Origin of the sequence: Fructilactobacillus sp. Tb1 (assembly GCF_050500285.1) — a bacterium.
Classification (GTDB): domain Bacteria; phylum Bacillota; class Bacilli; order Lactobacillales; family Lactobacillaceae; genus Fructilactobacillus.
In genome coordinates this window covers 812,048-824,829 of the sequence record NZ_CP191377.1, presented here as the reverse complement: position 1 = coordinate 824,829, position 12,782 = coordinate 812,048, and the positions used below count along the sequence as shown (strand labels likewise).

The window sequence follows — 12,782 nt, the reverse complement described above, 5'->3', positions numbered from 1 at the left end:
CTCTAAGTAATATTCTTAAAATTGAAATATATCGTAAAGGAGTAATCTTATGAAGAATATTTTAATTTTAGGTGCATACGGACAAATCGCAAGACTCGTTGAACCTCGTTTATTAAATGAAACCGACGATCATTTATCGTTATATTTACGTCATGCTAATCGTCTCCATGCTGTTGATGATCATCGAGAAAGTATTATTGATGGTGACGTAAACGACTTTGATACACTAAACAGCGCCATGAAAAATATTGATATTGTTTATGCCAATCTTGGTGGTCGTTTTGAACCGATGGTAAAAAACATTGTCAAAGCTATGGACGAAAATCATGTCAAAAGATTAATTTATGTCACTGGCTTAGGTCTATATCATGAAGTCCCTAATCCATTTGGTGATTGGGTGGAAAGTTCAGTTGGTTCTGAGATTATGAATGATACTCGTCGGGCTGCTAAAATCATTGAAAATTCAGATATTGATTACACTATCATTCGAGCAGCTTATATGAATAATGGTGCCAAAATTGATTATGAATTAACTGAAAAAGACACCCCATTTAAAGGAACAATTATTTCACGTGCTAGTATTGCTGATTTAATTGTTAAAATAATTAAAAATCCCAAGCTACATGAGTTTAGTAGTCTGGGAATCGATAAACCAGGAACTGACGGACCAGTTCCAATGTATTAGAACTAGGAGTAAATTATGACCGCAAAATATTCAATTGGTGAGTTTTCTAAACTAACTGGCCTTTCAACTTATACGCTACGTTATTACGAAAAAGAAGCATTAATTGTCCCAGCTCGCGATGCTAATGATCGGCGTTTTTACACTGATCATGACATTAAGTGGATTGGTTTTTTACTTCACTTAAAGGGAACTGGAATGTCGATGAGTGAGATCAAAACTTATGTAAAACTTCGTGCTGAAGGTGATTCCACAATTGTGGCTCGCCGTGAATTACTGGAAAAAGTAGAAGATCGTTGCCTATCGCAAATTGAAGAAATGCAAATGAATTTACACGTTTTAACTAAGAAAATTGATTGGTATGACGGTAAATTAGATCATTCAATTACTGAATCATTTGATGATTATTTAAATAAGGAGAACTAAATTGGCAAAAAATGAAAACGTTAAAAATGGTGTTATCTTTCCCATTGGTGAACCAAATCCCTACGGTAAATTTTTCACCGGGAAAAGTTATTTAGATATGTTGGTTAACGACCCTGATTTGGATGCAACTGTTGGTAATGTGACTTTTGAACCTGGAACCCGCAACAACTGGCATGTTCACTATGGCTACCAAATTTTATTGGTTACTGGTGGTGAAGGATGGTATCAAGAAGAAGGCAACCCTGCTCGTCACTTAGTCCCTGGTGATGTTGTAGTTACGAAGAACAATATTAAACATTGGCACGGTGCTACTAAAGATAGTTGGTTTGAACATATCTGTATTACGAGTGGTAAATCAGACTTCTTGGAACCAGTTTCTGATGCTGAATATGATAAATTGGAAATGAAATAATGAGTGCAAAACAAACTGCTGGTCACGATAATTTTGGTGAATTTGCTCCACAGTTTGCTGAATTAAATGATGATATGTTATTCGGTAAAGTATGGAACCGTGAGAGTGAACTTTCTGCAAAAGAAAGAAGTATAATCACAGTATCCTGTCTACTTACATCAGGAATGTTTGGCCCACTTGAATATCACATTCAAAAAGCCAAAGAAAATGGTGTAACAAAATCTGAAATGGTTGAAATTATTACTCAACTTGCCTTTTACGCTGGCTGGCCAAAGGTTGGACGGCAATGAAAGTTGCTAAAAAAATATATATGTAAAAAAGGAATATAGATTTGTAGGCTATATTCCTTTAATTTATTCACGTTCAAAAAACTCAATCATTAAATTAGTACTAAAAAGCATTACGACTGCTCGTAACAAAGATCCAAAAAAGCCACCTATATAAAACTGTTTAAGAATAGTAACTGAATTATCAATATTCACAACAGCAAAAACTATAAAAATTACGGATAAAATTAATTTCCGATATTTAATTGGTTTTACTTTAAAATTAATTTTTTCATTCGAAATTAAAATAGTAATAATGATAATTATCTCAAAAGTTGATAATCCTATAATATGAAATGGTGTATAGCTTGTAATAAAGTTAATAATAAGAATAATCATATTTAAATAGTTTAATACATCGTTAAATTTACTATGTTTAACACTATTTTCTTCATCAATAAAAAATGGAACTGTTTTATCTAACTTATTTGCAATAATTTTAATTGTCGCAATATCTGGAACACTACGATTATTTTCCCATCCAGATAATGTCTTTCTTGAAACATTTAATTTATTTGCCAGTTCTTCTTGAGTGTAATTTTTATCGATTCTAGTTTCCTTTAATTTCTTAGCAAAATTCAAAACAATTGCACCCTCCCTGTTAATTATGTTGTACATAATCATAACATATGAGGGAAAATACTTTTATAGGTTTTCATCGTGCTTTTTAAGCATAACCCATCTAATTTCTACACAGATAGCAAAAAAACCAGTAATAGCTAATGCAGTTTTCGCATATTCAGTAAAACCAAAACATAAAGTCAAAATTCCCGTAATAATTAATAATGCTAAACATATAATTCTTTCAAATGTTTTTTCGTTCATAATAATCCTCCAATAAGTATGTTTTATATTTTATTGAAGATACTATATTTATTAAAAAATTAGTAGCTTAATTTTTAAGCATACTTATCAAATCAATATAATCTTATTATACTAAATAGCAATGATTCCCATTATATCAGCGTTTACGTTGTCTTATAAAATGTTACATAGTAAAAAAGTTGTCAGAAATAATTCTGGCAACTTTTTTTCAATTATAATTATTTATCTAATTTGTCTTGAGCCTTTTGAGCAGCAATATTCATAATGTTCCAAGGACGATCAAAGCCTGGTTGGAAGAAGAAATCTGCATATGCCAAATCATCAACTGTCATATGTTGTTGGATTGCTAATGAAATAGTATTCATGTTAGCAGTCGTATCCATCTTAGACATAATTTGGGCACCCTTAATTTCACGAGTCTTAGGATCAAAAGTTAATTTGAAGTAGACCTTAGCATTGTATGGGGCTGGTACAAATGGTGGCACTTTAGTATCAGTAACAAAAACTGATTCAACTTCAACACCAATCTTTTTGGCAGTTACTTCTTTGACCCCAGTTGAAGCAAATTTGTAATCAAATACATGGAGTGCTGATGAGCCAGACACTGCAGTAGTTTTACGTCGTTTTTCGTTCAAGTTATAAGCCGCTGAACGACCTTGACGACGGGCATTAGAAGCTAATGCAATGAGTTGTTTCTTACCAGTTGGGGCAAATTCAACTTCAGTAGCATCACCAACCGCAAAAATATCAGGTTCGCTAGTTTGTTGGTATTCATCAGTTACAATCATGGCATGGTCATCAAGCTTAACGATATCTTTAAGCCATTTTGTATTAGGACGAATTCCGGCAGTTTCAATTACAAGATCAGCTGGAAATTCATCACCATTTGATGAAACAACGGCTGAAACTTGCTTTTTATCATTGCCAATAAATTCTTTAGCACTTTGACCAGTTTTAACAGTGATACCGTGGTCTTCCATTTCTTTTGCAAGAATATCAGTAAATTCAGGATCAAGATAAGTTCCAAGAATACTTGGATTATGTTCAATAAGTGTGACATTTTTGCCAGCACGATTGAATGATTCAGCGGCTTCAATTCCAATATAACCAGAACCAATTACCGTAACGTTATTAATTTCTGGATCAATTTCAGCTTTTTTTAATTTAATTGCCCAATCACGTCCACGCATAGCATAGATATTTGAAAGTTCTTTACCTGGAATTGGTAATTCAAAAGGTAGTGCACCAACTGAAAGAATTAATTTATCATAGTTAGTTGATACTTCTTTACCGTTGTTTACATCAACAATTTTCATAGTATGTTTTTCAGGATTAATATCAGTAACTTCTGAATTAATATGCACATGTACACCCTTAGCTTCCATACCAGGTACCGTAGCATAACTAACTGAATTAACGTCTTTTACAATTCCTTGAAGATATAATTCCATTCCACATGATAAGAATGACACAAAGTCCCCCTTTTCATACCAATCTATTTCAGCATTGGGGAAATCATGCAAAACTCCTCTAACAGCTTCATAACCACCATGAGATGAACCAATAACAGCGACTTTCATAATATCTCTCCTTTTCGAATGTGTGCAACTTGATGTTGTACAACTTACTAATCAAAAGTATACACATTTCATTGTGAAAAAACAATCAAAAAAGTTGTCAGAAATAATTCTGGCAACTTTTCATCTTATAAATGATGTTTTGTTTCTGATTCAATCGTTGGAAATAATGTAATAAAGTCATCCATCTTTTCTGGACTAACCTTCAATTCGATGAATGGCAAGATACTTCCAACTGCAGTATCTGCTTCAGAACTAATTTCTGTCATTCCAACTAGATATCCTTTTTTATCAAAAATGGTAATTGTATGACCTTCATTTTGACGAAGTGCAAATCTGAACCAATCATCCGCTAGATTTACCTCTTTAATATCATATTTATCTGGATTAGCTTTAGCCTCGTCAGGGGTTACACCAATCTCAGCAATTCTTGGTGAAGTGAATACTGCACTTGGAACAGCAGGATAATCAATCGCATCAGATGTAACACCGGAGAACAATTTAGTTAAATATAATCCTTCAAAAATGGCCGTTGGAGTTAGTTTACCAACTTTTTTATCTAATACATCCCCAGATGCATAAATACTATCAACTGAAGTTTGAAGATGATCATTCACCTTAATCCCTTTGCGGTTATCATATTCAACACCTACTTTATCAAGTCCAATCCCATCAACGTTTGGAATTCTACCAGTTGCATCTAAAATCCAATCAGAAGCAATCTCACCTTGGTCAGTCTTTACAACATATCCGTCAGCGTTTTTTTCAATTGATTGCGGAGTAACATTTTTGATAATTTTAACGCCCTTAGCAGTTAAATCATTTAATAATTCTTCAACAAATGGTTGATAAAAACGGCGTAAGGCTTTGTCGTGATGAAGTAAGATGGTAACTTCAGTCCCTGATGTAGCAGCCACCGTAGCAAATTCCATTGCAATGTATCCACCGCCAATTACTGTCATCCGTTTTGGTTGATCTTCTAATTCAAGAAATTCGGTTCCGTCATGAGCCAAATCAATTCCAGGAATATCGAGTTTATTATAGTGAGCTCCAGTTGCAATTACAATTTTATCAGCGGTATATTTGTGCCCATCAACTTCAATCGTATGAGCATCCGTCAATTTACCGTATCCATGAATAATATCAATCCCCACAGATTTTAGATTTGTTTCAATTGCATTTGGTAATGAAGCAATCACATCTTTTTCGTGTTGGACATTAGCTTTCCAATTAATTTTAGTTGTACCTTCTAGTCCGCGACCTTGCATAGCATCAACCGCATCCTTAATTTTAACCGGAATATCTAACGAAATCTTGGCGTTACAGCCCCGATTAGGACAAGTCCCCCCAATTTTTCCGGCTTCAATAATCCCTAATTTAAATCCTTTTTGGGCTAGTGGAATTGCTCCGTTAAAAGCACCGTGTCCACTTCCTAAATATAAAACATCATATTGAAAATTACTTTCTGTCATTATAATTCTCCTTTTTTTGTTTAATACTATAAATGGAAAATCCAATCATAGTTCCAAATGTTAATAAGTGATAAACAAATGATATTGAAATTGATCCAGTTATATCTGCAATCCATCCCTGAATAAACGGACCAAAAGCTCCACCAATTAATGTCATTACAATTAAAGCACCGGCTGTTTCATTATTTGCTGGATTTTTTACGTAACCTAAAGTTTCAGCATAAATCGTAGCATATCCGGGTCCCATAATTCCAGAAACTAGAACGGCCGCATAGATAGCCGAAATATTTTTCACCATCACAATATAAATAATCGTGATAAATCCCAACATACAATAAACTAATAATACTTTCATTTCATTAAAATGTTGAATAAGCTTATCAGCAATTAATCTACCGAAAAAGAACGCAATATAGGCATAGATTGCATATGTAGAAGCATTTTGTTCCGTAATAACTGGATTTAAATACAATACTAGTCTAATTACAAACGTCCAAACGGACACTTCTAAACTAACATACATAAATTCAGTAAATAGTCCGAATACAAATGATTTATTTTTTAATAACGTTTTAACCGTTGTAAATAACGACTGCGGTTGGGTAACTTTTTGTGGTTTACATTGCGGAAATTTAGTTACTAAATATAGCATCAATAAAATAATTAAAACGATTAATAAATATTTATATGGTTGTAGCGTCCTCAATAACTCTGTTTTAATAAACACTAATCTGTTAGATTCACTTAAACTGGCTAATTTAACTTTTAAATTTAATCCTTTACTAAAGATCAAATATTGACCTAACAAGATTCCAACCACTGATCCAATTGGCAAAAAAGTTTGTGCAATATTTAACCGTAACGAGCGCTGCTTTTCATTTCCCAACAATACATTATAAGTATCGGCTGCCGTTTCCGTGAAACTCAAACCAACCGCAATTAAAAATAACGAAATTAAAAAGTAAACATAAACTGCTAAATGCGCCGCTGGTAAAAACAACATCGAACCAAAAATAATGACCAATAAACCAACGACAATCGTAAACTTATAAGAAGTTTGTTTAATCATCCTGGAAGCAGGAATAGCCGTTAAAAAATAACCCGCAAAATAAGCAATCTGTACAAACGAACATTCTAAATTAGTTAATGAAAATAAAAATTGAAACTGGGTAATTAAAATGTCATTTAGACTCGCAATTGCGCCCCAAATCGGATAAAGCAGACAAATTAATATAAATTGCCATTTTGGTGTCCGATTTAAATATCCATTATCTAATTGTTGTGCTGTAAAATTTATCAATATATTCCTCGTTTGTAATCGTTATAATTACTTTTATTATGACTTTTTTGAAAGTACTAAACAACGATTATGAATGCAGACAAAAAGGACCAAAGATTGGTCCTTTAACTTAAATTTTATTTTCATAGCGCCTAAAAAGTAGGTAACCGGCTAAGCCAAACAAAACTGGTCCTAAAACCATCAAAAAACTAGTTAAGTATTGTCCGTTAACAATTGGCGCAATCACAGTAAAGATAATTGCAGCACCCACAGTAATTAATACTACATAAACTGCTAGCTTAGTTTGCCAAGGTTTTTTATAAAAAACAAACGGCTTTTCAATCTGCTTGTTTTGCTTAAAACCTAAGAATGAATATGCAATAAACAAGTATGGAATGGTCATCGCCACATTCGTCATAGTAACCAAGACATTGAAGAATGACTGCGCACTTTTTCCACCAAACGAAATAATTAGATTTAAAATAATTACAATTACACATTGCACGATTAAGGCATTCATCGGTACGTTTAAGGCGTTTTTCTTATTAAAAAACTTAGGCCAAATTGCTTTGGGTGTTCCCTCAACTAGTTGCGTAAGTGGAGAAATAATTAACGTCGTAAATGCTCCAGTTAAAGTTAAAAACATTGCTAACCCAACGTAACGACTAATCCAAATTCCGATTTGAATTGCTACTGAATCAGATAAATGAAGTGCGAGACCTAATTGATAACCAAAATTTTTCATTACAATATAAGGCACATTAATTAAATTAACGTTAGGGTTATTGCCCAATACTTGTTGCCAATTGGTAAAGGACCCCATCATTAAGATCCCTAAACTATATCCAATTGTGATGGTAATTGCTGAAATAATAATTCCTAACGGAAAGTTGCGTTTCGCGTTCTTAGTTTGATCAACTAAACCGGAAATTGCTTCTAATCCACCAAAGGCAAAAATAGCAAACACTACAAATCCTAGAATATTAAAAATATCAACGTAATTTTGATTAGGAGAAACAAATAAAGCTGACCAATTAAGCGGTTGTAAGGTGTGGCCATTCAAAATTAATACAAAGCAACCCCCTAAAATTAATAGGACATTAATCGACATCGTAGCCAACCCACCAATTGAAGTAACCTTCTTAATTCCATCCATTCCTCGAGAAACTAAAAATGTTATAACAATCATTAATAAGCAGGCTAAAATTCCAACAATTTGCACTCCATTTAATCCTAACAAATGCCAGGTACTAGTCTGATCTTCACCAAAAATAGCAGTGGATAATGGAACCCAAATTGCAGATCCAGTTTTTACCATCCAAATAATATATGAGGTATACCACATAAAAATTCCAATAAAGGCAAAGCGTTCATTAACCGAATTACTCATCCAGGTATAAATTCCACCTTTGGAATCTGGAAATGCAGCCCCAAATTCAGCAATAATAAAGGCATATGGTAAAAAGAAACAAAAGGCTGCCAAAATATACCAAATAATTGATGCATAACCCATCAAATAATAAGCGATTGGTATATTGGCAAACCCAAAAACTGAAGTAAATATCATTAATATTAGTGAGCCTAAACTCAAGCTCTTCTTTTCCATTAAAAAAACTCCATATCTTTAAACTTAATTTGTAATATATTACACAACTATTTTACTAGCTTCCAAGCATTAGTGCAACTATTCACAAAGTATAGTATTGCATCTTTGGTCATTCTGTAATATATTATTTTTAACAATTAAATAATAATTCTTCGGGGCCGGGTGAAATTCCCAACCGACGGTAACAAATAATTTTGAAGTCCGTGACCCGCGTTAAGCGGTTGATCTAGTGCAAATCTAGAACCGACAGTATAGTCTGGATGGGAGAAGAAGTTCTCATTGAATCACATCACTTTGATGGCGTTTTTGCGTCGTCTTAAAGTTTTATTCAGTTTGAAAATAAACCAAACGCCCCGCATTTTTGCAGGGCGTTTTTTTATTGGTATTTTTTAGTTGTTACAAAATAAATAATTAGGAGTGATATTATGTCAGTTAATAATCAAAGCATCAAACGACTCGTTTTAATTTCTATCTTAGCTGCTATCGCATATGTATTAATGTTTATCGCTTTCCCAATTCTCCCATTTGTCTCATTTTTAAAATTGGATTTTTCTGATTTGCCAATCTTACTAGGTCTCTTTACTTTAGGTCCAGTAGCTGCATTAGAAATAACTGTTTTGAAACTCTTCCTTTACTGGTTAACCACTGGATTTTCGGTGATCCAGCTCGTTGGATTATCCAGTTCTTTAGTAGTTTCTGCAATCTTCATTGGAATTTACTACTTTTTCAGACAAGATATTCAAAGCAAAACTTTCAAGCAATTCATTCCAGTTGTAATTACCGCAATTGTTTTGATGATTGTGATGAGTATCTTGAATTACTTTGTTTTCTTACCGCTCTATATTAAATTACTTGGTTTTGATTTAGGTTACTCTGTTTCAAAACTAGTTTTAATTGGAATTGCTCCATTTAACTTAATTAAAGGTTTAGTGGAGGGTATTTTCTTCGTCTTGATTTTCAATCGCTTGAAAATGAAAGATTTATAACTTTTGTGATATAATTTAGGTGTTAAATGAATTAGCAAATAATTTAGACTTCTTTAAGTAACCATTAAAAAGTCCAAACAAAAAGAACATTAGCGTAACCAACTAACGTTCTTTTTATTTTGTCTACTTTTTGTTTTTCAACAAATAAGTAATGATACATACTAGTAGCAATGCCACTAGATTGTTAAATGAATTTTGCAAACTTTCTCGACTCCCACCGTGATCAGAAATGTCCATTTCTTCACCACTTGTCATCTCAAGTAACCAGCTTGAGTGACTCTGTTTATAGTATCATCTAACTGTATTCAAAAGGACTACAAATTAATCATATAATTATAAAAACCAGTTAGGATAATCCCTAGCTGGTTTTATTTTGGAAATAATTATATTTTATATGTTACATAAAACTATGAGTTGTTACCTTTTTATAACTTTATTTCATTAATATTTCGCATCAATTTGGAAAATAATTTTAATTCATCTGCTGAATAATGATTGAAAATTGATGTGAGTTTATCTTGCAAATGATCCTCTAACTGATCATGCAAATCAAAAATTTCCATTCCACTTTTAGTTAAAGTAACAATTTTTTCTTTCTTGTTTTCCGATAAAAAAGTTACATTAACAATTCCCATATCATCTAACTTGACCATCATCCGCGAAATTGTTGGTTGTGATGCTCCTACTAATTCAGGAATATCCTTGATATGAATTTTGTTGCTTTTACCAATCACTTCAATTGTTTCTAATGCTCGCGTCGATAATTTAGATAGCAGTTTTTTCGTCGTTGGATTATCAGTTTGTGCAATCATCCATGATTTTTCATCGTCATTATCATGATCTTGATTTAAGAATTTAGTTAATTCAGTTTTTAGATTTTTACCAGCTTGATTCACTTTGAATCCTTCCTTTTTATTCACATGAATAAAAATTGACTTAGATGTTATTTAGCCTTATTATATATTCACATGAATAAATAATAAAGAGGAATTTAAATGAACAACAAAAAAAGATGGTTAATTTTAATGTGTGTTGGGTTAATTACGTTTATGAATACGCTCGATTCCAGTATTGTAAACGTTGCTTTACCAGTCATTAACAAAGATTTACATATTACCATGAGTTTATCTGAATTAGTGGTTTCCGTCTATCTAATCGGAATTTGTGCGTTACTAATCCCATTTGGTAAACTTGGTGATCATTATGGTAAAGTGAAAATTTTTAAAATCGGGATGATAATTTTCACTCTTGGTTCATTGACCGCAGCTTTGAGTAATAATCTAACTTTTTTGTTAGTTTCTCGTCTCATTCAAGCATTAGGAGCTTCAATGACCATGAGTAATAATAACGGAATTATTACAGAGGTCTTTCCCGCAAACGAACGTGGCCAAGCTTTAGGTTGGATTGGTTCATTCGTGGCGCTTGGAATGATTGCTGGACCAGGAATTGGTGGACTATTATTAGCCCAGTTCCATTGGTCATCAATTTTCTGGGTTAATGTTCCAATTGGAATTGTGATTATCATTATTAGTCACTTTATTCTTCCAGCTAGTGCAACTAATCCCGATGCTCAAAGTAATTGGCTTGATATGAGTTTATTTGCTCTCGGTATTATTGGATTATTTGGTTTTATGTATGCTGGTCAAAACCTTGGATATGCTAGTTCATTACCACTAGGTTTAATTATCATTGCAATCATTGCGTTTACCTTATTCGTTGTTTTTGAACGCAAAGCATCAACTAAGATGATTGATTATCATTTATTTAAAAACGCTCACTTCTCATTTGGACTTTTCAGTGCTTTTATTGTCTTTATCACCAACAATTTCTATATGGTGTTAATGCCATTTTACTTAGAAGATATCAGAACGGTGCCAATTGCAGTAACTGGTTTAATGATGACTATTTTACCTATTATTCAAGTAATTGTAGCACCTGTTTCTGGTCACTTAGCTGATGTAAAAGGAATTGGTAAGGTTACCATGACCGGATTAATCGTCTTAGTCGCAACTCAATTAGGATTATTTATTTTAAACATCAATAGTCCGTTAATTGAATGTTTGCTTTTCATCGGGATGATGGGAATCGGAAATGGAGTTTTCCAATCACCAAATAACGCCATGATTATGAGTTCAGCACCTAAAACTGAACTTGGTGTGGCTGGTAGTGTGAACGCTTTATCCCGAAATTTTGGAATGGTAACTGGTAACGCTGCCGCAACTTCATTGCTATTTATGTTTATGAGTTTCAAAGTTGGCAAAAACATCAGTAATATTACTAATGACCATGCTTTATTCATCTTCGGACAACACAACGTCTATCTAATCGGATTGATTTTGTTGGTAATTGTTTTAATTATTGATATTCAAATGGAAAGAAAAAATAAGGAGATTAAAAATGACAAAAATTAACGTAATTTTGGGTAGTTCCCGTAAAGCCTCATTAGGTCGTGGATTATTTAAAAATTTAGAACAACAAAAAGCCTTTTTTGAACAAGAAAATGATGTTGAACTTCAATTTATCGATTTGGCAGAGGTTAATTTACCATTCTTCTATGAAGATCTTCCCCCAATGCAAAACAAGAATCGTGCTTTACAAGCTAACGAACAAAAATGGGTTGATGATATGAATTCAGCAGATGGTTATTTATTCTTAGTACCCGAATATAACCACTCTGTCCCAGCTGTTCTCAAGAATGCCTTGGATTTCTTAGCATTTGAAGGAAAAGATAAACCAGCCAAAGTGATTACTTATTCTAATAACGGTCGTGGTGGTCAATTTGCCTTTCTTGGTTTGTTGCCAACTTTGAGTCAACTTGGATTCTTCACATTACCAAAACCAACTGTAATTGGAAATGTCGATAAAAACTTCCAATTAGATGGTGATTATCAACCAGATGCCCCATCAAAGGAATATTACACTAAAAAACTTGCTGCCACAGTGAATGAAATTTCATTCTATAGTAAGTTATTTAAAGAACATCCATTTAATAAATAATTGGATATGAAAAGCCATCAGATTTTATTGATCTGATGGCTTTTTGTTTACTGTTTATCTGCCCATTTTTCAAAATCTTCAATAGTATCGCCAATGTAATGAGTATTTCCACTCTCTACTTCTTTTCTGGCTTGTTCATTTTCAGCTTCTTTTTTCGTTTTATCACTCATCACGTTCACCTCGTTTACCTATTT

Annotated in this window: 15 protein-coding genes, 1 pseudogene and 1 riboswitch; of the genes and pseudogenes, 7 read left to right on the top strand and 9 right to left on the bottom strand. The window is 32.9% G+C overall.

The genetic code is table 11. From position 1 onward, the window contains the following. The first annotated feature begins 49 nt into the window (after nt 1-49). From ACQW5G_RS04270 to ACQW5G_RS04255, 4 genes and pseudogenes are all read left to right on the top strand, one after another. Nucleotides 50-685 carry an NAD(P)H-binding protein gene (locus ACQW5G_RS04270; RefSeq protein ID WP_429971829.1) on the top strand — a complete coding sequence of 212 codons (636 nt, stop codon included), beginning with the start codon at nt 50-52 and terminating at the stop codon, nt 683-685. A gap of 15 nt (nt 686-700) precedes the next feature. Beyond that, entirely contained in the window at nt 701-1,108 is a 408-nt protein-coding gene (locus tag ACQW5G_RS04265; protein WP_429971828.1) for a MerR family transcriptional regulator, read from the top strand. Between the two features lies 1 nt (nt 1,109). Continuing rightward, entirely contained in the window at nt 1,110-1,520 is a 411-nt protein-coding gene (locus tag ACQW5G_RS04260; RefSeq protein ID WP_429971827.1) for a cupin domain-containing protein, read from the top strand. Further along, nucleotides 1,520-1,836: pseudogene (locus ACQW5G_RS04255) on the top strand (carboxymuconolactone decarboxylase family protein). The gene ACQW5G_RS04260 and the pseudogene ACQW5G_RS04255 overlap by 1 nt, the downstream one beginning before the upstream one ends. Nucleotides 1,837-1,873: 37 nt before the next feature. On the opposite strand, the gene ACQW5G_RS04250 reads toward ACQW5G_RS04255, so the two are convergent. From ACQW5G_RS04250 to yjeM, 6 genes are all read right to left on the bottom strand, one after another. Next, on the bottom strand, nt 1,874-2,428 hold the full coding sequence (locus ACQW5G_RS04250; RefSeq protein ID WP_429971826.1) for a helix-turn-helix domain-containing protein: 555 nt from the start codon (nt 2,426-2,428) through the stop codon (nt 1,874-1,876). A 63-nt stretch (nt 2,429-2,491) separates the two neighbouring features. Beyond that, nucleotides 2,492-2,671, bottom strand: coding sequence for a hypothetical protein (locus tag ACQW5G_RS04245; protein ID WP_429971825.1), 180 nt, complete (start codon nt 2,669-2,671; stop codon nt 2,492-2,494). Between the two features lie 218 nt (nt 2,672-2,889). Then, nucleotides 2,890-4,251, bottom strand: a complete 1,362-nt coding sequence (locus tag ACQW5G_RS04240) for an FAD-dependent oxidoreductase (protein ID WP_429971824.1) — start codon at nt 4,249-4,251, stop codon at nt 2,890-2,892. 125 nt (nt 4,252-4,376) lie between these two features. Then, entirely contained in the window at nt 4,377-5,720 is a 1,344-nt protein-coding gene (locus ACQW5G_RS04235; protein ID WP_429971823.1) for a dihydrolipoyl dehydrogenase family protein, read from the bottom strand. Then, a complete protein-coding gene (locus tag ACQW5G_RS04230; RefSeq protein ID WP_429971822.1) occupies nt 5,707-7,020 on the bottom strand; it encodes an MFS transporter in 1,314 nt (437 codons plus the stop codon). The genes ACQW5G_RS04235 and ACQW5G_RS04230 overlap by 14 nt, the downstream gene beginning before the upstream one ends. 109 nt (nt 7,021-7,129) lie before the next feature. Continuing rightward, nucleotides 7,130-8,605 carry a glutamate/gamma-aminobutyrate family transporter YjeM gene (yjeM, locus tag ACQW5G_RS04225; protein WP_429971821.1) on the bottom strand — a complete coding sequence of 492 codons (1,476 nt, stop codon included), beginning with the start codon at nt 8,603-8,605 and terminating at the stop codon, nt 7,130-7,132. A 144-nt stretch (nt 8,606-8,749) separates the two neighbouring features. Further along, nucleotides 8,750-8,881, top strand: a riboswitch (FMN riboswitch). A gap of 149 nt (nt 8,882-9,030) precedes the next feature. Here yjeM and ACQW5G_RS04220 point away from each other — a divergent pair. Next, complete coding sequence (locus ACQW5G_RS04220) at nt 9,031-9,591, top strand: ECF transporter S component (protein ID WP_429971820.1); 561 nt, start codon at nt 9,031-9,033, stop codon at nt 9,589-9,591. 123 nt (nt 9,592-9,714) lie between these two features. On the opposite strand, the gene ACQW5G_RS04215 is transcribed toward ACQW5G_RS04220, so the two are convergent. Continuing rightward, nucleotides 9,715-9,846 carry a hypothetical protein gene (locus tag ACQW5G_RS04215; RefSeq protein ID WP_429971819.1) on the bottom strand — a complete coding sequence of 44 codons (132 nt, stop codon included), beginning with the start codon at nt 9,844-9,846 and terminating at the stop codon, nt 9,715-9,717. 170 nt (nt 9,847-10,016) lie between these two features. Then, nucleotides 10,017-10,487, bottom strand: coding sequence for a MarR family winged helix-turn-helix transcriptional regulator (locus tag ACQW5G_RS04210; RefSeq protein WP_429971818.1), 471 nt, complete (start codon nt 10,485-10,487; stop codon nt 10,017-10,019). 99 nt (nt 10,488-10,586) lie between these two features. On the opposite strand from ACQW5G_RS04210, the gene ACQW5G_RS04205 reads away from it, so the two are divergent. Both ACQW5G_RS04205 and ACQW5G_RS04200 read left to right on the top strand, forming a co-directional pair. Further along, the gene (locus ACQW5G_RS04205; RefSeq protein WP_429971817.1) at nt 10,587-12,002 is read left to right on the top strand and encodes an MFS transporter; all 1,416 of its coding nucleotides are present in this window, start codon (nt 10,587-10,589) and stop codon (nt 12,000-12,002) included. After that, nucleotides 11,989-12,588 (top strand): NADPH-dependent FMN reductase, encoded by a 600-nt coding sequence (locus tag ACQW5G_RS04200; RefSeq protein ID WP_429971816.1) that lies wholly within the window; start codon nt 11,989-11,991, stop codon nt 12,586-12,588. The genes ACQW5G_RS04205 and ACQW5G_RS04200 overlap by 14 nt, the downstream gene beginning before the upstream one ends. Nucleotides 12,589-12,635: 47 nt before the next feature. On the opposite strand, the gene ACQW5G_RS04195 is transcribed toward ACQW5G_RS04200, so the two are convergent. Then, nucleotides 12,636-12,758 (bottom strand): hypothetical protein, encoded by a 123-nt coding sequence (locus tag ACQW5G_RS04195; RefSeq protein ID WP_429971815.1) that lies wholly within the window; start codon nt 12,756-12,758, stop codon nt 12,636-12,638. Between the last annotated feature and the right edge of the window lie 24 nt (nt 12,759-12,782).

Coding starts and splice junctions, on each gene's coding strand:
- ACQW5G_RS04270 (WP_429971829.1), top strand. CDS start 50: ATGAAGAATATTTTAATTTTAGGTGCATACGGACAAATCGCAAGACTC.
- ACQW5G_RS04265 (WP_429971828.1), top strand. CDS start 701: ATGACCGCAAAATATTCAATTGGTGAGTTTTCTAAACTAACTGGCCTT.
- ACQW5G_RS04245 (WP_429971825.1), bottom strand. CDS start 2,671: ATGAACGAAAAAACATTTGAAAGAATTATATGTTTAGCATTATTAATT.
- ACQW5G_RS04240 (WP_429971824.1), bottom strand. CDS start 4,251: ATGAAAGTCGCTGTTATTGGTTCATCTCATGGTGGTTATGAAGCTGTT.
- ACQW5G_RS04235 (WP_429971823.1), bottom strand. CDS start 5,720: ATGACAGAAAGTAATTTTCAATATGATGTTTTATATTTAGGAAGTGGA.
- yjeM (WP_429971821.1), bottom strand. CDS start 8,605: ATGGAAAAGAAGAGCTTGAGTTTAGGCTCACTAATATTAATGATATTT.
- ACQW5G_RS04220 (WP_429971820.1), top strand. CDS start 9,031: ATGTCAGTTAATAATCAAAGCATCAAACGACTCGTTTTAATTTCTATC.
- ACQW5G_RS04215 (WP_429971819.1), bottom strand. CDS start 9,846: ATGACAAGTGGTGAAGAAATGGACATTTCTGATCACGGTGGGAGTCGA.
- ACQW5G_RS04205 (WP_429971817.1), top strand. CDS start 10,587: ATGAACAACAAAAAAAGATGGTTAATTTTAATGTGTGTTGGGTTAATT.
- ACQW5G_RS04200 (WP_429971816.1), top strand. CDS start 11,989: ATGACAAAAATTAACGTAATTTTGGGTAGTTCCCGTAAAGCCTCATTA.
- ACQW5G_RS04195 (WP_429971815.1), bottom strand. CDS start 12,758: ATGAGTGATAAAACGAAAAAAGAAGCTGAAAATGAACAAGCCAGAAAA.